Origin of the sequence: Pseudomonas sp. UBA6562 (genome assembly GCF_002434265.1) — a bacterium.
Lineage (GTDB): Bacteria > Pseudomonadota > Gammaproteobacteria > Pseudomonadales > Pseudomonadaceae > Aquipseudomonas.
In genome coordinates this window covers 50,069-68,724 of the sequence record NZ_DJJS01000005.1, presented here as the reverse complement: position 1 = coordinate 68,724, position 18,656 = coordinate 50,069, and the positions used below count along the sequence as shown (strand labels likewise).

At 55.0% G+C, this 18,656-nt stretch carries 13 protein-coding genes; 2 read left to right on the top strand and 11 right to left on the bottom strand.

Annotated features, from left to right (window positions below; genetic code table 11):
• Positions 1-595 precede the first annotated feature (595 nt).
• Both asnB and B4M43_RS06935 read right to left on the bottom strand, forming a co-directional pair.
• Entirely contained in the window at positions 596-2,407 is a 1,812-nt protein-coding gene (gene asnB, locus B4M43_RS06940; protein ID WP_296265454.1) for an asparagine synthase (glutamine-hydrolyzing), read from the bottom strand.
• A gap of 3 nt (positions 2,408-2,410) precedes the next feature.
• A complete protein-coding gene (locus tag B4M43_RS06935; RefSeq protein ID WP_296265453.1) occupies positions 2,411-3,589 on the bottom strand; it encodes an MFS transporter in 1,179 nt (392 codons plus the stop codon).
• A 56-nt stretch (positions 3,590-3,645) separates the two neighbouring features.
• Here B4M43_RS06935 and serS point away from each other — a divergent pair, with 56 nt between their 5' ends.
• Positions 3,646-4,908 carry a serine--tRNA ligase gene (gene serS, locus B4M43_RS06930; protein ID WP_296265451.1) on the top strand — a complete coding sequence of 421 codons (1,263 nt, stop codon included), beginning with the start codon at positions 3,646-3,648 and terminating at the stop codon, positions 4,906-4,908.
• On the opposite strand, the gene B4M43_RS06925 is transcribed toward serS, so the two are convergent.
• From B4M43_RS06925 to B4M43_RS06885, 9 genes are all read right to left on the bottom strand, one after another.
• Positions 4,899-5,726 carry an aldo/keto reductase gene (locus tag B4M43_RS06925; protein WP_296265449.1) on the bottom strand — a complete coding sequence of 276 codons (828 nt, stop codon included), beginning with the start codon at positions 5,724-5,726 and terminating at the stop codon, positions 4,899-4,901. The two genes, serS and B4M43_RS06925, sit on opposite strands and share 10 nt — an antisense overlap.
• 9 nt (positions 5,727-5,735) lie before the next feature.
• Positions 5,736-6,404 carry a phytanoyl-CoA dioxygenase family protein gene (locus B4M43_RS06920; protein WP_296265447.1) on the bottom strand — a complete coding sequence of 223 codons (669 nt, stop codon included), beginning with the start codon at positions 6,402-6,404 and terminating at the stop codon, positions 5,736-5,738.
• Positions 6,405-6,410: 6 nt separating this feature from the next.
• Entirely contained in the window at positions 6,411-7,781 is a 1,371-nt protein-coding gene (locus B4M43_RS06915; RefSeq protein ID WP_296265445.1) for a hypothetical protein, read from the bottom strand.
• A gap of 11 nt (positions 7,782-7,792) precedes the next feature.
• A complete protein-coding gene (locus tag B4M43_RS06910; RefSeq protein ID WP_296265443.1) occupies positions 7,793-9,040 on the bottom strand; it encodes a hypothetical protein in 1,248 nt (415 codons plus the stop codon).
• A gap of 7 nt (positions 9,041-9,047) precedes the next feature.
• Positions 9,048-9,797, bottom strand: coding sequence for a hypothetical protein (locus B4M43_RS06905; RefSeq protein ID WP_296265442.1), 750 nt, complete (start codon positions 9,795-9,797; stop codon positions 9,048-9,050).
• A gap of 5 nt (positions 9,798-9,802) precedes the next feature.
• Positions 9,803-10,798 (bottom strand): 1-aminocyclopropane-1-carboxylate deaminase/D-cysteine desulfhydrase, encoded by a 996-nt coding sequence (locus tag B4M43_RS06900; protein ID WP_296265440.1) that lies wholly within the window; start codon positions 10,796-10,798, stop codon positions 9,803-9,805.
• 13 nt (positions 10,799-10,811) lie between these two features.
• A complete protein-coding gene (locus tag B4M43_RS06895) occupies positions 10,812-11,615 on the bottom strand; it encodes a class I SAM-dependent methyltransferase (protein WP_296265438.1) in 804 nt (267 codons plus the stop codon).
• The gene (locus B4M43_RS06890; RefSeq protein WP_296265436.1) at positions 11,612-13,321 is read right to left on the bottom strand and encodes a carbamoyltransferase family protein; all 1,710 of its coding nucleotides are present in this window, start codon (positions 13,319-13,321) and stop codon (positions 11,612-11,614) included. Before B4M43_RS06890 ends, B4M43_RS06895 begins: the two co-directional genes overlap by 4 nt.
• Positions 13,322-14,225: 904 nt before the next feature.
• Positions 14,226-14,564 (bottom strand): hypothetical protein, encoded by a 339-nt coding sequence (locus B4M43_RS06885; RefSeq protein ID WP_296265434.1) that lies wholly within the window; start codon positions 14,562-14,564, stop codon positions 14,226-14,228.
• Between the two features lie 328 nt (positions 14,565-14,892).
• Between B4M43_RS06885 and B4M43_RS06880 the strand changes: the two genes are divergently transcribed.
• Entirely contained in the window at positions 14,893-18,651 is a 3,759-nt protein-coding gene (locus B4M43_RS06880; RefSeq protein ID WP_296265746.1) for a bifunctional diguanylate cyclase/phosphodiesterase, read from the top strand.
• Positions 18,652-18,656: the final 5 nt, after the last annotated feature.

Sequence of the window (18,656 nt, the reverse complement as noted above, 5' to 3'; positions counted from 1 at the left end):
GGGAAAATTTAAGACTGGATAGGCTGGCAACCCAGTAACCATCAGGGTTCAACTGCGGATCGCAAAACATGACTAAAAATTAATAGGGCAGATAGATATATTGAGCCATTCTAAGGACCTCTGATAGAGACGTTAATAAGCTCGCCAGGTAACTGGCTGGCTTTTAAAAATGAGCCATTTTCAAGCTTTAGGGGCGCTTAGCGCAAATTCGCTTGTTGGGTACCCTGAAAGTGCGTAACAAACGCGTTGCGACTGCAGATCGATTGGCGCGTCAGCCGGGAGCCCGCCTACTCCTGCTGAAACCACTTTGGAGGCGCCGGATTTGGAGGCTATCTGTTGGGTTGTCGGATGGCTCCGGCTAGCCAATCCGGTCAATGGGACCTTGAGCAGACGCCGGGCTCTGTACGAAAAGTTTTGGGACGAAAGCGAAACCGCCGGAGACGCCCAGCCGAGGAACGGCCGGGGTCGCACTCGGCTGTATTGAAGTACGTAGGGATTCTGACGGGCGCGCTTGGCCGAACTGGCAGTCCGGGCCAGGCGCCTTTACCGATTGCCAACGCAACATGAGCGCTTATCAAGGCTGTTCGTATAGGGCCTAGTGACGAGCATGAAGAGTACCCTTGTGGGCGTCGACCCAAGCGACGAAAATAGCCAGCTTCAATAACTGATGGGCGTCTTCGTCAGAGAGCTTGCCGCGCCCTAGGGCAGCGAAGAGGCGTTCGACTTTTTTCTTGCAAAAAATCGGCAGCAGCACTGCTTCGTTACGCTGGAATGCCTCGAAGAAAGGTTGCTGCCATTGGGCATGAAGAAGTGTGTAACGATCTATTCCATGGCCGCAACCCAGCTTTTTGGCATAAGCTAAATTTTCCGAATAGTGCCGCGCCGCGAGGGCCTTTAATAAGGGTTTGGTCGTCATTGACGATAGGCAAATCTTGAAGTCCTGCTCAAACTGGGCGGCGGTTTCCATGAGGCTTCTATCGAAGAAGGGGGAGCGATATTCCAGACCGTAGGCCATGCCCACGGTATCGCTTAAAGAGGCACTGTGCGACATACCAAAATAAATATCGTAAAACGTTCGAGCATCCAGCAAGTTACTGAAATCGGCGATTTTGAATATCTGATCGAACGCTTCTTCCGCTGCGCCCTGCTCCAAGGTGCTCGAGAAACCCTGGGTGTAGAGTAAGTCCTTATCGCGGGCGTACTTCTCAAGCAAGAAGCGCTTGAGCATTGTTTTGATCTCGACGTCATCCTGGGTAGTCAGCGAGTGCGTGTTCAGAAAGCTGACGTAGCCGTTGTAGCCCGCAAAGATTTCATCAGCACCGTTGCCCGTCAAGGCGACGCGATTGTAAGTCGATATAGAGGCGCTGTGATTTAATAGGTAGGCGCTGTCATAGACGCCTACAGGTTCGTCAAAACGACTCATCGCCGCGACAAGATCACTGAAGGAGGTCTGAGTGACGTCGAACTCAACCAAGCCAAGCCCAAACGCCTGGGCAACGTATTTTGCTCTGGCACGCTCAGGGTCTTGCGAACGTCCAGAAGAAAGGAAGTGACATCGCACAGGCGTGCTGTCTGTTCGCAGGGTATTCAAAAGCACCAACGAGGAGTCGATGCCGCCCGACAGCGTGATGCCCATGGGATAATCGGTAGTCAGCATGCTTTTGACGGCCGAGAGAAGTTTTTCATCCACCAGCTCGACCGCCTCGCGAAATGACAACTTGAGTTTTGACGAATAGGAAATGGACCAGTAATTGTGCAGGGAATGCCTACCGTCGCTGTCGATCTTGAGATAGTGGGCAGGCGCAAGTTTGTGAATACCTTGAAACAGTGTGCTTGTGGGTCCAGACTGCGTATGGGCGAAGTAGTCCGCTATACCGTCAGGGTTCAACGCGCCCTTGTAGCCTGGCGTCATCAAGAGCGGCTGCAACGTTGAAGAAAATTGCAATAGGCCATTGAGGTGTTGGTAGAAGAGTGGCTTTTCACCCACACGATCCCGGTACAGCAACAGTATGGATTCACGACGATCGTAGAGGGCAATGGAAAACATGCCATCGATGCGCTGGACGAAGTGTTCGCCGTACAATTTGTACAGGTGGCCAATGACCTCGCCATCACTGTAGCCTTTGAACAGTACACCCTTCGCTTCGAGCTGACGGCGCAACGATTGATGGTTGTAGAGTTCCCCATTATAGATGACGACGATGCGCCCCTCGTCATGGAAGAATGGCTGGCGGCCGCCCTCGGCATCAAGCAAGATGAGCCGTCTGTGTCCAAACTGCAGGTTCTCATCGCAGTAAGTCGATGATTCATCCGGTCCCCTGCTCGACATCAATGCGAGCATCGATTGAAACTCTTCCTGGCGGGGTAGCCTTCCACCATACGAGTAGGCGCCTAGAATTCCACACATTATTTAAATATCCTTATTCAAATCTATAAAATTTTTTTCCGAGAACACCCTCGTAGCCAATGCTGCCACTATGCCAAAAGCAGCGCACGCTGTGAGAAATGAAAAGTTACGAGACAGTTGTCCGGCCAATAAAGGTCCCGCGACGGCTCCCATCTGGATCAGTGACTGAAATGCCGCTGCAGCAGCCCCGCTGAGAGGTGCCGGAGCTGAGCGTTGCATCAGGATTTCCCCGTAGGTAAACATCAACATTCCGGCGCAGCCCCACAGAAGCACTGACACGATAGAGAACGAGGCCTCAAACCCCGAAAGATGCAGAAAAAAATAGCTGGCAATATAGAGCAGTGCGGCCATTGAAAAATTGCTGGATAGCTTTCTGCTCCTGGTGGCGCGAAGCATATAAGGGCTGAGCATCAGGGTCACGAGCGCGGAAAAAGCGATGAGCCACCCGTACAGGGTAGCCGGAGCAATGGATGAAGTACTTTGCTGCACACCCAGTGGGAGTAGGAAAGCAAAGCCACCATGTACCAAGAGCAGCAAGAACAGAAAGAGCTTGGTTCTGCCATTGGCCAGCCCCGTTTTGTGGAGCACTGTCTGACGCTGGTTGCAAGCAACCCCGAGTTCGGGCGGATTTAAAAAGACGATGAAGATGCACAGGGCGACCAGGTTTGCCAGGCAGTCAAAATAGAAAACCCATTTATAGGAAACCTGAAAAAGCAGGCCAGCACTTGCGACCCCGACCGCATAACCCACGTTGAAAAACATATAACCAAGCGAGAGCGCGGCGGCTTTGTCGCTACCGGATGCCAACGTGAGCGTCCCCAGCGTAAAACAGACAAGAAAGACACCGGCCAGCAAACAACTTAGATAGATACAAATAATAAATCCGATGAACGTACTGTTCAGCGTGGCGGAAAACAGCGAGATGATGAACAGTATTTGGCTGCCGACGAACGTATGCCACCAGCCAATCCGAGCACAGATTTTCCCACCCAGAAAGTTTCCTACCACGAGGAATGTCGTAGCACTTCCCATGGCCATTGCGGTATCGGATATATTCAGCCCGAACACCTCAGTGAGCATGAAAAACATCATGGGCGGAACGGTACTCGCACACGCGCACGCAAGTCGTACCAACGACAGGGTTATGACCGGGGCAGGAAGGCGTGAAAATATTGAAATCATAGAGCTCTACCTACATAATGCCATTTTTGAGACTCAGTCGACCGAGGAATCCGAAGATGCTTGATATAAAGCTAGTCCGCGCCAACCCCGAAATGTTGCAAGAAATCTGTAAGAACCGACGTGTTGATGTCGATGTGTCAAAAATAGTAGATTTGGATCGCGTAAAGCGTGAGCTGCAGCACGGCCTGGAGTCCTTGCGCTCTGAGGCAAATGAAAATGCCAAGAACAATGCCGTGGAGAAAAGTGTCAGCATTGCGCGAGGCAAAGAACTGAAGCAAAAATCTCTGAATCTTGAAAAGCAGCTGTCCGAGGTGGAGCTTGAGCTCGAAAGCCAGTTGTTGTTGCTTCCTAACACATACGCTGACGACACCCCCATTGGCATGGACGACGAGTCCAATGTTGAAGTGACGAAGTACAGCGCGCCTCCAGCATTTGATTTCGAACCCAAGGACCACCTTTTCCTTGCCAACAAATTGGGCATGGACTTTGAAGCCGGTGTGAAAACCAGCGGTTCGGGATTCCCTATCCTGAAAGGCACAATCGCCAAGCTTGAAACCGCGCTCATGCGTTTTGTCATGGACAGGGCAGAAGCCGCCGGTTTTACGCAGGTTAATATACCGTTGATGGTCAAGCAGGAGATCATGCAGGGCGCGGGATTCAATCCCCGGCGCACCGAAACCGCCAGCGAGCTTTTCCCGTTGATGCACGATAACTTGTTCATGATCGGTACAGCAGAAGTACCGCTGGTAGGACAGTTCTCCAATGAGATCCTCGCGCGCAGTGAACTCCCGATCAAAGTGTTCAGCATGTCTCCCTGCTTCCGTAGAGAAGGGGCCAGCGGGCGAAGGGATGCGGGTCTATATAGAAACAAGACCTTCACTAAGGTAGAGCTTGTCGCGCTGGTCGAGCCGGAACAATCGGAGAAAACGCTTGAAGAAATACTGAACTTTGAGATTGGCATTTTCGAGTCTTTGGGCATCCATTTCAGGGTCATTCGCATCTGCTCCGGTGATCTCGGCGCGCCGGCATACAAAAAGTATGACCTCGAAGCTTGGATGCTAGGGCGCGATCGAACGGGTGGTTGGGGTTGGGGTGAGCTGACCAGTTGCAGCAATTGCACCGACTTCCAAGCCAGAAGATTGCAAGTGCGTTACAAGTCTGAGCATGGAAAAAATGTTCACGTACACACCCTCAATGGCACGGGCATTACCACCCGCGCGATAATCCCGCTACTTGAGCAGTACCAGCAGGCTGACAACTCAATCAAAGTACCGGCCGTGTTGCAGCCCTATCTCAAGACCGACGTCCTTCAAGGTTGACACCGACCCGTTTTTTGAAGCTGCCGCAAGACATGCTGATAAGCATCTTGCGGCAGCAAATCAAACTCGTCCCATTCGGGAGATCGACATTGACGGGTATTTCTTTCGAACGACTCGATATTGTTCAGCGCGTCCGCTTCCGAGGCCAGGTGCCATGTTTCCCATAGATTCGAAAGTCTAGTCGGTTGCGTGGTTGATACGATCGGGTTTGCAGCTATTTTCTTCAACCAGCCGAACAGGGCCAGGGTCAGACTCTGCGGCCCTGCCGTTGCCAGCAACGCGTCGTCAGTAAAGACCTTGCCAGTCGCAAATATGCTATGGGCCTGCACTTCTATGCGCTGTGCTTTGCAGTAATTTACAAACGGAACGTCCTGCAGAAAAGGATTTATTTCATTTTGAACGACCTGCGGCTGATAGCCAAAGGCACCTAGCGCTTTCAGATGCCCGAGCGTGTAATTGCTCAAGCCATACTTTCTTATGTACCCCGCTGCGCTCAATCGCTGAAAAGCGTCCAAGGCTTCTGTGTGCAGAACGTGTTTGGGCGAGTGGACCAGCAACGTATCGATGTACTCGAGTTTGTTCGTGGCGATAATAGACCGCACCCCATCCTCTACGCGAGCTCGATCTTGGAAAGCGGTCGGAATTTTGAAGGTCACTTCGTAACTGTGTCTGGGGTAACGCCGCAGCGTTGAAAAAACGGTTTCGTGATTTCTATACAGTAACGCCGTGTCGAAGGAACGGCAGCCCAGTGCCCAGGCACCAGAGAGGTGGGCAAGCATGTTGGGTGTGGGTATGTGCTCCGTGCCTAATATAAACATACCGTGTCCTCATGCATTCAATGGGCGTGACCAGTCCGGCACGTAGGTGATGGCAATGACGCGTCTTACACGATCACTGTTGTTTTCGCCGGTGCCATGAATCACCCGGGGATCGATAACGATCATGTCACCCGTTGCAATTGTTGGGGAGACGATGTCGACATCCAACGTGTTGGAAAGAACATCCGACTGATAGTCCTTATGTAGAAAAGTATGTGATCGAGGCGCGATATGCAGTGGGCTTTTTTCCGCATTCAGGTCGTCAAGATAATAGAGTACCCGTAAGCACGAAGGATGGTTAGGGCGGTACTTTACGCATCCATAGGGGTCGTAATCCGTATGGAACGCCAGCGCGGGGTGACCGGGTTTGCAGTTTGCATACGTGGCCGTCCAGCGCAACATTTTGCCCCCCACAATTTCGTTGAGCAAATGGTTGCACGCATCGTCAGAGACCAGTTCGTCGATGGCTTGCAATCCATGGGTGTCGATATCGTGAATCATGACCCTCGTCGCTGAAACTTTATAAACGTCAGTCTCCGAGGCTTCTCGCGCCTGGAACTGCTGTTCCAAACAAGTCACCTCATGTATGAGTGCCAATACCCTCTCCGTCGACAGCGCGTTCCGGACAATAAGATAGCCTTCCTGCTCCAACGCTCTTGCTGCGCTAATTATTTCCATCGGTTATCACCTCCCTTTGTGTTTGATAGCATTGTCCAGCAGGTAGTTGCAGCTTTGTAATTGCCCTACTAACTGCCTGACAGGGCTTGTCTTTATCGACTCGACGAACTGACCCAAATGATCGGTGCCAGGCGCGTGCAAGGCATCGATGTGATCAAGTTCCACACTCTCAAAGAATGGCGCCCCGGCCAAAAATGTGAGTTCCTCCCGAAAACAAACGTTTTCGATGGCGGTGCCCATGAAGGGAAGCTGTGTATTGGCGGTCCTTAGTATAGTTCGATAGAACGCGACCGAGTCCTGCTGGCTCGTGCCGCCGAGCGCTTTCATGCCACTGCAGAAACACCTGACGAAGTATCCGATAAAACGGTCGCAATAAAGCTTTCCGTCTTCGAGCATACGTGCCAATCCTCGCCTCCCGACTTGCGCCAGGACTTCCCCATCGGAGCGGCGCTTGAGGATCAGCTCACCGGAAATAGCACAGTTTTCAAGAGACAAAAACTCTAGCTTCTGCTCACCCTTGAAATAGAAAAAATCGGTCAAATCATGACCCAGTACAAAATTATCGGGCGATTCTATCGTCGCTTTCCTAACATCTAAAACAAGCGCTCTCAATGCCTTGTCGAACACCATATCAGCAATCGGAAATTGTGCATTGAGCAACTGTTTGGCTGCGAGAAAACTCGTAAAGCGTTCGTCGAGAAATACAATTTCAGCCCCAGCGTGTTTTTTTATTTGTTCGCCTAACACTGTATTTATCGAGATGAATGCATCTTCCGCACAGGCAAACACCTTCGCGTTCCACATCTCGCTCAACCGCTTCCAGCGTGCCCCCTGCTGGCGGGGAAATCCACTCATGGACAGGTGAAATGGCGAAGGTAGATTGCAGAACGATCTGCTCTTCAATTGGCTATTGGTCATGTCAGACAAGCGCACTGTACAGCTACCGTCGCTTAGAAAAAGCGGGCCTTTCAAGGGAGCCCTGGCAGAGATGCATTTAACCGTGGAACATTGTACCGTGACGCCATACGCACTATGGTCTGAGGAAAGCGCCATCGAAAAAAATAGATTATTTAGAAAGATTTCGTTATCCAGCAGGATCCCGCTATGATCGGCCTGTTGGATGACTGGACACTGGATTATAGCATCACACAGCGCGTTGTTTTTTCTTCCATTTATTTCCAGATATTCATCTAGATGGTCCGAGAACGTATTTACAAATCCCTGGGTGGTTCGTGTGTCCGGTTGCTTAAGTAGGCGGCTAAACGCTTGCTCTAACGGCAATTCGAGAATGCTCGGCAGTTGGTGAGCCAGCGCCGACTGTATCTTCCCTAATTGAGCAAGCCTTTCATCCAGTGTTGGCGATTTCTGTCTATCCATGCTAAGCGGCATCACAGGTCTATACGTGAAGGGTGATAGCAGTAGGCGGGCTGCCGGAGTTTCCAGGAGAGAGCGCTCAGCGCTTCAAGCAACGTATGAGGGAGCACGTCTGACTCAAGCCTGAAAAGCTGGTCGAGCAACCTGACCAGCGTTGCGACGTCATGTTCGTCCGCCGAACGTCGAGTGAGCTCCGCAAGCGAAACTCGATACCCCGGGCCCTGCTGACCTGGAAGACCACCTACCCAATTGGCTGCGATGCCGACGGACGATAGTTTTTTGTTGTTCATTTCCGCGCTGCCGTGGGGAACGTCAAACCAGACCTGGTGCACATGCGCTCCCTCGGCGGGGGCCGGTACGCGGTAATCGAGTTGTTTCAGTAATCTAGAGAATTCGTTTACATTCGCCACGACCTGATTGGCATATTCGCTTCCGCCGCAGTTGATGAATTCATCGACCGTAACTGCCAGGGATACCACGCTGGCCGAATGGTGGTGACTGACAAGATGGTCAGCTGCTTTTTCTATCCGTTTGTACAAGTCAGGATTTCGCGTGCAGATGATTCCTTTCTGCGGCCCAGGGAAAGTCTTATGAGTAGAACCGCACCAGAGATCTGCGCCCTGGACCAAAGGATTTTTCACGCAGCCGCCGAAAATCAGGCCGTTCGTATGGCTTGCGTCATAGAGCAACAGGCTGTCGAGGCCTGCTCGTGTTATCGCTTCTTTCAAGGGCTTGCAATCTATGGGCGACAAAAACGTGGACTGATCCAGGTAAATCATGCGGGGTCTGTATTTGACGATAGCTTCTTCAAAGCTAGCCAAATCGATGGTGTCAACAGAGCAGAATTTTATATCGATCTGCCGGCGTCCCATTTTTTCGATCACAAAGCCGGTGCTGGCATGCCCACCATCGCCGGGTGAGATCGAAAAGATCGTATCGCCGGGTTCCGTCAAGGCCGCAATACCGATCGTCATTGCACTCAGCCCGGAGATAGGGCGTACGTTGACGTACTCGCACCCTGTCAGTTTCCTCAGACCGGGCAACAGTATCTCATGCTCCACTTCCCCAATACGCGCACCGTTAGGAAAGCACCAATACCCGAAGAGTCTTTGATCATCTAAAAAGTAGCGGGCTTGGTAATCCATCGCATAGGGAAGCTTGGCCATGGGCGAAAGAATATTCTCACTCGGGACCAGGCTAAGCGCTCCTTTAACGTCCTGATCTTGCAAGAGCATATTTTTCCAATAATCAATGTTGGACATTTTGCACCTATTGGGAGCGTGTCACATAGAGGTTGAGAAGGTCTTTGAGGCTTTCGCTGTTCAGGTATTCGGCTTTAAGATCCGGATGACGACCGCTACTGACTATATTTCTGGACCACCCTCTACACGTTTTGGCACGGCATATCAGCGTGGCGGAAATACCCTCGTTGCCATTCGCCAATACTCGATGCAGCGTATCCGTAGGGCAGACATAGGACTCTCCACGACACAGCTTCTGTGTACCGTACAGCTCGAGAGCGCTGTCCCCGACCGGGATAAACGCATTTCGCTTTCCCGTGTAGATTATTTCCTCAAACCGCTCAGCATCGATCCCGGCAGAGTCCACCCATACTTCCGACCTCAGCGTACCTAAGGTCACGAGCGATGCGAACCACCAACGGTGACTGTGTATATTCTCCTGGGCTTTGATCCCTTCAAGGTAGAGGTGAAAGCGCAAGTTGAAATATTCATTCTCGACCAAAACTATTTTATAAAATCCGTTTCCTTGGAGGTAACTTCTACTGGCAATGTCGGCCAACGCCTGCTCATTCTTCATAAGATGAGCCAAAGCGAAATCGACGCCGACAGGTCCAAAGTCCACCAGCGTCTTTTCAATGTCCTGCATCAGGTCGGGTGTAGGTTTTTTTTGAAAGAAACACTGGACGAGTCGCTCCACCAAATACTCGAACGTGTATTCCCAGCTGGCACACCTGCGATCACGGTCCGTAGAGGCGGTCAACAACGTATCGATTGTCATAGCGTTCACCGAGATCCGTTAAAAAAATCGCCTGTGCCTCCCGAATGTACAAGGATGGCAATTGAGTCATCGTTCTTTCGCTCCTTGAGAATGTGTTTCATTCCATCGAAGGTCTTCAGCATGTACGTCATGTCGAGAAAGATCCCCTCTTCCTTCAGGATGTTTAACGACGCTTGGATATCCTTCTCGGTATGCACTCCATACCCCCCCTTTACATAGGCGTCGTGAAAGGTAATGTTTTCAAGGTGGAAACATGCCTTTTGAGAGGGGACCCAACACTGAAGGTGTGCATGCACTCGGCTTTTGAGCTGACCGATCGTTTCACCGATGCAAATTCCGTGAATCGCCCAATCGGCCCTTAGCAACTGCGCGGCAATCGACAGCCCTAGACAGGTCATACCGGACCCAGCGCAGGCGAATAGATTCACCGCTTTCCCGATGAAGTCAGAAGGGAGTTGCCTATGCAGTTCAATGCCTAGTTCTATCGACCCGTTCAACGCATCGGCATTACTTATTCCCGAGGCTATGCACAACGGTCGTCTACCCTCGGAGTGCAATTGGCGACACAAATCTTCAGCCCGCTTCGGCAGTTCGTTCCACGCCACACCGTTGTGCCAGTGAATATGATCGCTGAGCCGCTGTGTGACATTGTAATTGCTTGAGCAATCACGTGGATCGAGAGGCTTGTCGCCCCCGTACAAAATATGCGACTGCATGCCCAAACGATGCGCCATATAAGCCACGCTCTTCGTCTGATTCGACTGCAGGCTTCCGATCGTCACCAGCGTATCGATGTCCTGTTGCACCAAGGTGGGGATGAGATGTTTGAGGCGACGTAGCTTATGGCCAGAGCCGTATACGTCAAGCGCATCTTCTCGTTTTACCCACACCGGCGATCCGCATTGGGAGGACAGATAAGCCCCGTATGCAAGTTCGGTAATCGGGTACTTTACACTGATGGGTATCCGTTCATCGATGTTGCCTATATCTTCCATGACCATGCTCAGTTCCTTTTCAGGTTTTTTGCGCACACAGAGACATCAGGTAGGGCAGCGCTTCAGCCTCCCCTTCCTCACGCCAAACGTTGTGGTCGAATTTCTTCAAAGTCGGGACGATAGGATAGGGAGAGAAGCCATGCTCCCCAAGGTGAGTGACCGACAGTTGCGCTGTCGTCAAGGCCGCATGTATCTCCGAGATGGAATGAGCCCACCTGACCTCTTCGTACTCAATGTCACTGCTTCTGTCCGTGTAGGTGCCGTTGGAATGTGACCGATGGCCTCGCGGCGAATGGAAATACTCGCGTGTGCCTGTCAAGCAGCCAGGGAAAATGACATTTAAAAACGGATGGTATTCGATCACTATCAACCGACCGCCCTTCTTCAAAGCGTTCGATATTCCCCGAGCCCACTCCCGAATGTCCTCTATCCAACAGAGAACGCCATAGGAGGTGTAGACGATGTCGAAAGAAGCAGGGGCGACCGCACGGTCTATCCTCTGAGCGTCGGCAACAATAAATTCCACCTGCGTGTCGGCCTTCAAGGAAAGCTCCTTGGCCTTTTCGATCGCAGCGACTGAAATATCGATGCCCGTGCAGTCGGCGCCCATTCTGGCCAGGCTGATCGTATCGAGGCCGAAGTGGCACTGCAAATGCAGCAACTTCAAACCTTCAAGGTTGCCCAGCAGTGACAGATCCAGTTGTTGGATTGAGCTTGTGCCGCTCAAGACTTTTTCTGTAGCGTAGAATTCGGAATCAACATGTACCTGGGTTCGTTTATCCCATGCGGACGCGTTGATGCCCAGCGTCTCTGCTCTGTTCATTTGCCTGACCGCTTCATCGGGTTGTGAATGAAGTAATCGTTCAGCACAAGGCAGTCGATACCCGACGTGAAAAAGGAGTTCAGCGCATCCTGTGGCGTCAGGTCTATGGGTTTGCCCCTCACATTCATCGACGTGTTGATCAACACGGCCACACCACTTTTTTCTTTGAACTTGCTCAATATCTGGTGGAGAAACTCATCATCCGCTTTGTTGATCGTCTGAACACGGCAGGTCTGGTCGGCATGTACGACGGCAGGAATAAGATCGACCGCCCGCTTCGTAGCGTTGCAGGTGAACATCATGTACCTGTTGCGAGTACCGACAAAAAACGTATCAAATTCTTCGTGGGTAACGATGGGCGCCAATGGTCTAAACATTTCTCTGTCCTTCAGAATGTTCAGATGTTCTCTGGTCTTGGCGGAACGCGGCGATGCAATGATGCTGCGATTGCCCAGTGCCCGAGGACCAAATTCCATCCGCCCTCGGAACAGCCCGACAATCTTTTCTTCATGCAAGACCTCCGCAATTTTGGCGGTCATTCTTTCAGCCGGTATCTTTTCATAGGCCAAACTGCTCAGCTCCAACGCTTTTTCAATGCTTTCACTGTCGTACTCGGAGCCTAGGAACATCGATTCGTATTCAATCTGCGGCTGACCACCGGCGTGGACATGGGACAGGGCTGCGGCTCCCAGCGCTGTACCGGCATCGTGCGAAGCCGGTTGGATAAACACTTCGCCAATGCCGTCGATTTCAGCGATACGGCTGTTGGCCAACACGTTGAGGAACGTCCCACCCGCCAAGCAGACGTTTTTCAAACCGGTTTTTTCCATGTAGTGCGAGATAAGACTGATCAGCACCCTTTCCAGCTTTCTTTGTACACTGCAGGCCAAGTCGAAATCTTTTTCTGTCAGTGCTGAACCGTACGACCGGGCGCCAATGCGGGTTTTTAGCGCTTCGAGTTCTGCAGTGTCATAGACATAGCGGCCGTCATCATCCTGCTTGAGGATTTTATCCAAGCTCTCTCTGTAAGCATCCGAACCATAGGCGCCGAGGCCCATGACCTTGTATTCGTCAGAGAAGGGTTCGAAACCCAGGAACTGTGTGAAGTCAGAATAAAAGAAGCCCAGCGAGTCCGGCAAATCTACGGAAGCGACCTTGTTGATTTCCGCACCTTTACCGACGTATATCGAAGTGGCGCTTATTTCTCCACTGCCGTCGGAGACAATGATCAGAGCGTCGTTCAGACCTGAAAAGAAGAAGGCAGATGCCGCATGAGACAGGTGATGGTCCCACTCTCGGTAGGCGGCGTTCGCCAGGCCATTTTCGGGAAGAAAGTCCGAATACCTTTTCGGCAGTTCATACTTTCCATTCAACGCTTCGCGAAAGTTCTTCAGCGAACACAGCGCCGCTTCTTCTTCAGCCTGGGAGCTTTTGCGCGTGCCGTGGGCGTATCGCATCAACGCTTGGCTATGCAACTCCGAAGAGTAGGAATAAGCGACCTCATCGATTTGACTCGCATGGATGCCCGTTTCCTTGAGTGCCGCATAGATGGAATCGAAAGGTACAAATGTCTTGTACGGCGTATAGGACTTTCCGTGCTTCACTCTTGTCAGGCGTTCATCCTCAATCGCGAAGAGAAGCTTTCCATCTTTCAACAGTGCCACAGCAGGATGCTCAAAAAATGAATTAATACCTAAAATGATCACAGATCGTACCCTCCATTGGCAGTAGCCAGTCCATTGTTTATTTGAGTTCCGTGTGGTCGCGGAAACATAATCTGCCCGACCCTACAGGCCTTTTTTTTTGAGGTCAACCTCATAGGCATTGCCTTTGGAACTTCCCATCTCGCTTGCGCAGACGTAGTTCCCCCAAGCACTCCAACTTATGAAAGGCGAGCGAATTCGCCTCATCTGGATTCCCCAGAAAAGTAGTAATCGACAAGATTTAGCGACTGCCGGGATCCTTTTGAATGAGTACCTTAGCAATAATATCTTTTTGCCTGTTTATTCACTCCCTGTGCCTTTACCGAACGGCTACTCTGGGCAGCGCTCAAACCATACAAGCCATGAGCGATGCAGAAGCCTTTAAAAACAAGATACCGCCTCTCTTTAGGAAACGGGATAGGCAAATGGATATATTCACAATTTGTTAACGTACGAACCCCGTTGTCGCAACATCGTATCAAGCCATTCAGCGGGGCCACTGCGATATAACGTTCGCCATAACTTTTGTCGGCCGGCAGTCACCTGCAACATCCGCAGAATCTGACGCGCCGTATTGACCGCAAGGAAAAAGGTGTGCAATGCCACCTCTCGGCATTGCAGCGTTTATGAGGCTTGGTGTTCAGGCACAGTGGCCGCCGCCTGGAGCGTGCTCGCAGGCTCATCAGATCACTGCTTTCCGAGTACCTGCTGAAGCTTAGAAGGCGCGCATTGCGTTTGGTCGATCATGATTGCACCTTGCTCTTTCAATGCCGGGTATAGACGCTTGAGCATCCGATCGAGTGCGCTATCGTTTCTACCGATACAAAAAGCGTTGGTACATCGCTAACCGTGGGCCCAAACGCTTTGTGTGTCATGTCGAGCAGGCGTACCGGGCATCGCTCCCGGCCTAGTCGCGGGGCTTGCGCAGCTTGCCGCGCGGAGCGCGATGGCCTTGGGTGGCCAACTTGGCAGCCCAGGCCGCCTTGACGCTGAAACCTGTACTGGCCGCCCTAGGCGCGGCCAGCACGGACGCGGTCGCGGCAGGCCTTGTTGCCCCTGCGGCGCTGGCCTGCTTGCGCAGCTCGGCCAAAGACGGCGACTTGGTGACGCTGACTGCGGCCGGTTTGAGCAGCGTGCGCTGGCACGACTTGCACGACACCTGCTCGCTCACGCCAGTGCTGACCAGCGTTTGCGCAGTGCGGCCGCAGGCGGCCTGCAGGCCGTTGGTGGAATAGTGGGTAACCAAACCGGGTATCTCCGTAAAGCACAGGCATTGAAACGGCCGGCATTCTCGCACACCTAGCGGCGCCTGCCGAACCGACAGGACGGCGGGACAGAGTCGTAGCACTTTGCCATAATGCCGCGCACGCCGGGCGCCCTCCCCAATTGCGGACTATAGTGCGCCGGCCGCAGGATCACTTCGTTGACCTGCCCGACAGCTTTTCCATGCCCTGCCCTTGCCAGCCCTTTCGCAGGATGAGCGCTTGACTATCACCACACCACCGCCTGCCCCTCCATCGGGCAACCCCGCATCCACCAAGCCTTTGGGCGGGTCGCTCAAGGGTGCCCTGGCCATGATCGTGCTGGTGCTGCTGGGCCTGCTCGCCTGGCAGCTGTCCGCGCAGTTCTACGCCACCCTGGCCGAGCAACGCGAGCAGAGTCTGAGCGCCAGTGCGGAGCTTGCCGAGCACTTGGAATTGAACATGGCGTTGCAGGCGCAACAGGCCATCAACCTGATGCAACCCCATGCCCAGGCGCCAGAACCTGCCGCACTGCTGGGGCTGGTCAACGCCTGGCGGCAGAAGCTGCCGGCGCTCCAAGGCGTGGCCTGGCTGGACGCAAACGGTCAGGTTGAGCTCGACAGCGCCCCGTCGGACCTGGACCGTGAGGCGCGGCAAGCGGCTTTCGCGCTGGGCAAGGACCAGGGTTTCTTCTACACCAACAGCACCGATGGCCGGACCCTCTACCTGCTGCTGCAACAGCCCGGCGCCCTGCCCTCGGCCAGCACGGGCGGCTATTGGCTGCTGCGCCTGTCGGCCGATTACCTGCACACCCTCAGCCAGCGCCTGCAAGGCGCCAAGGACCCGCTGTGGCTCCTGGAAAACAGCCGCGACGCGCAGCTGTTGCTGGGCCACCCCGCCACCGTTGGCGGCAGCCTGGAACGGGGCCAGCTGGACAGCGTCATGCTCAGTTTCCTCGCCCACAGCCCCTGGCAGTTGCGCGGTGTGTTCGATACCGAACGGGTACGTGAGCAGCTGCTGCCGGCGCTGATCGGCAAGTACCTGCTGGTGGTGCTGTGCGCCTGCCTGCCGGTGCTGGCGCTGTTCAACCTGCGTCGCCGCCAACGCGTCTTGCAGGCCGACCGCCGCCGCTACCACGACATCTTCGAAGGCACGGGCGTGGCCTTGTGCGTGTTGGACCTGTCCAGCCTACCCGGCCAGTTGCAGCGCCATCATGTCGGCAACCGCGCGGCCTTGAAACACAGCCTGGCGCTGGACCCCAACCTGCGCCGCGCGTTGCTGCAAGAGTTGAAGATCACCGAAACCAACCAGGTGGCGCGCCGCCTGCTCGGTGTCGACTCCAACGAAAGCACCTGGCGCAGGTTGATCGAAAGCTCGATCGACGAGCGCGACAGCATCGGCATGCAACTGATCTACGCGGTGCTCGACCAGCGCGAGCAACTGGAACTGGAGGTGCGCCTGCCCGCGCCCGATGCCGGCGAACTGCATCTGTGGCTGATGGTGCGGCTGCCCGAGCCACGCGACTACCAGGCCGTGATCCTCAGCATCAGCGACATCACCAGCCGCAAACAGGTCGAGCTGTCGCTGCTCGAACGCGAAAGCTTCTGGTCGGACGTGGTGCGCACGGTGCCCGACCAGCTCTATGTGCAGGACGTGCAAAGCCAGCAGATGATCTTCAGCAACCGCCACCTGGGCCAGACCTTGGGCTATACCCGTGCGGAACTGGCGCAGATGGGCGACCGCTTCTGGGAACTGCTGATGCACCCCGAAGATGCCGAACAGTACCGCGCGCAACGCTGGCACCACCGTGAAGCCGGCAAGAACCAACCCCTGCATTACCAGACGCGCTTCCGCCATCAGGACGGCACCTGGCGTTGCTACGATATCCGCGAGCAGGTGCTGACCCACGACCCCCGAGGCCAGGTGATGCGCATCATCGGCGTGGGCAAGGATGTCACGGTGCAGATCGAAGCCAGCGAGTCGCTGCGCGACAGCGAACAGCGCTACCGCATGCTGGCCGAAAGCATCAGCGACGTGATCTTTTCCACCGATGGACAGCTGCAGCTCAACTACATCAGCCCCTCGGTACAGGTAGTGCTCGGTTACGAAGTGGACTGGGTGTTCGACAACGGCTGGCAATCGACCATCGCCAACCCGGCCCAGCTCAGCGGCGTGTTGCGCCTGCTGGAGCAGGTCACCCACGCCCTGGACGATGCCGAGCAGCTCGAGCACCTGCGCCTGGAACTGCCGACCCAGCTGTTCCTGTTCGACTGCCTGCGCGCCGACGGCCGCAAGATCCCCATCGAGCTGCGGGTGGTGCTGGTCTGGGACGAGCACGGCGGCTTCGAGGGCATCCTCGGCGTTGGCCGCGACATCAGCCAGCAGCGCCGCGCCGAGAAAGACCTGCGCATGGCCGCCACGGTCTTCGAGCACTCCACCTCGGCCATTCTGATCACCGACCCGGCCGGCTACATCGTGCAGGCCAACGAAGCCTTCAGCCGGGTCAGCGGCTACGCCGTGAGCGACGTGCTCGACCAACTGCCGATCATGCTGGTGGTCGACAGCCAGCAGGAGGCGCACCTGCGTTATGTCCTCAAGCAGTTGCACCAGCGCGGCAGCTGGGAAGGCGAAGTGTGGCTCAAGCGCCGCAGCGGCGAGCACTACCCAGCCTGGGTCGGTGTGACGGCGGTGTTCGACGACGAAGGCGACCTGGCCAGCTACGTGTGCTTCTTCACCGACATCAGCGAACGCAAGGCCAGCGAGCAGCGCATCCACCGCCTGGCCTACTACGACGCCCTGACCCACCTGCCCAACCGCACGCTGTTCCAGGACCGTCTGCACACCGCGCTGCAACAGGCCCAGCGCAGCACGTCCTGGGTGGTGCTGATGTTCCTCGACCTGGACCGCTTCAAGCCGATCAACGACTCGCTCGGCCACGCCGCCGGCGACCGCATGCTCAAGGACATGGCCGAGCGCCTGCTGGCCTGCGTGCACGACGACGACACCGTGGCGCGCATGGGCGGCGACGAGTTCACCCTGCTGCTGCAACCCAAGCCGACCCGCGAGGCGTCGCTCAACCGTGCCATCCATGTGGCCGAAAACATCCTCGCCAGCCTGGTCCGGCCTTTCGTGCTGGAGAACCGCGAGTTCTTCGTCACCGCCAGCATCGGCATCGCCCTGAGCCCGCAGGACGGCAGCGAGCTCAGCCAGTTGATGAAGAACGCCGACACGGCGATGTACCACGCCAAGGAGCGCGGCAAGAACAACTTCCAGTTCTACCAGGCCGACATGAACGCCAGCGCCCTGGAGCGTTTGGAACTGGAAAGCGACCTGCGCCACGCCCTGGAGCAGAACGAGTTCATCCTGTATTACCAACCGCAGTTCAGCGGCGACGGCAAGCGCCTGACCGGCGCCGAGGCGCTGCTGCGCTGGCGCCATCCGCGACGCGGGCTGGTGCCGCCGGGGGATTTCATTCCGGTGCTCGAGGAGCTGGGGCTGGTGGTCGACGTCGGCGACTGGGTGTTGCGCGAGGCCAGCCGGCAGCTCATGGCCTGGCGCAGGGCGCGGGTACGCGTGCCGAAGGTGTCGGTCAACCTCTCGGCGCGGCAGTTCTCCGACGGCCAGCTGGGCATGCGCATCGCCACCATCCTCAAGGAAAGCGGCCTGCCGCCGGCGTGCCTGGAGCTGGAGCTGACCGAAAGCATCCTGATGCGCGAGGTCAATGAGGCGATGCAGATCCTCGACAGCCTCAAGCAGTTGGGCTTGAGCATTGCCGTCGACGACTTCGGCACCGGTTATTCCTCGCTCAACTACCTCAAGCAGTTCCCCATCGACGTGCTGAAGATCGACCGCACCTTCGTCGACGGCCTGCCCGCCGGCGAGCAGGACGCACAGATCGCCCGCGCCATCATCGCCATGGCCCACAGCCTGAACCTCGCGGTGATCGCCGAGGGCGTCGAGACCCACGAGCAGTTGGAGTTCCTGCGCGAACACGACTGCGACGAAGTGCAGGGCTACCTGTTCGGCCGGCCGATGCCGGCCAACCAGTTCGAAGCGCAGTTCAGCAACGAAGCGCTGTTCATGTTGGGCTGAGCGGG

What these genes read in the sequence shown, in the direction of transcription:
- serS (WP_296265451.1), top strand. Translation starts at nt 3,646, where the DNA reads ATGCTTGATATAAAGCTAGTCCGCGCCAACCCCGAAATGTTGCAAGAA.
- asnB (WP_296265454.1), bottom strand. Translation starts at nt 2,407, where the DNA reads ATGTGTGGAATTCTAGGCGCCTACTCGTATGGTGGAAGGCTACCCCGC.
- B4M43_RS06895 (WP_296265438.1), bottom strand. Translation starts at nt 11,615, where the DNA reads ATGAACAGAGCAGAGACGCTGGGCATCAACGCGTCCGCATGGGATAAA.
- B4M43_RS06910 (WP_296265443.1), bottom strand. Translation starts at nt 9,040, where the DNA reads ATGTCCAACATTGATTATTGGAAAAATATGCTCTTGCAAGATCAGGAC.
- B4M43_RS06925 (WP_296265449.1), bottom strand. Translation starts at nt 5,726, where the DNA reads ATGTTTATATTAGGCACGGAGCACATACCCACACCCAACATGCTTGCC.
- B4M43_RS06905 (WP_296265442.1), bottom strand. Translation starts at nt 9,797, where the DNA reads ATGACAATCGATACGTTGTTGACCGCCTCTACGGACCGTGATCGCAGG.
- B4M43_RS06915 (WP_296265445.1), bottom strand. Translation starts at nt 7,781, where the DNA reads ATGGATAGACAGAAATCGCCAACACTGGATGAAAGGCTTGCTCAATTA.
- B4M43_RS06900 (WP_296265440.1), bottom strand. Translation starts at nt 10,798, where the DNA reads ATGGTCATGGAAGATATAGGCAACATCGATGAACGGATACCCATCAGT.
- B4M43_RS06880 (WP_296265746.1), top strand. Translation starts at nt 14,893, where the DNA reads ATGATCGTGCTGGTGCTGCTGGGCCTGCTCGCCTGGCAGCTGTCCGCG.
- B4M43_RS06935 (WP_296265453.1), bottom strand. Translation starts at nt 3,589, where the DNA reads ATGATTTCAATATTTTCACGCCTTCCTGCCCCGGTCATAACCCTGTCG.
- B4M43_RS06920 (WP_296265447.1), bottom strand. Translation starts at nt 6,404, where the DNA reads ATGGAAATAATTAGCGCAGCAAGAGCGTTGGAGCAGGAAGGCTATCTT.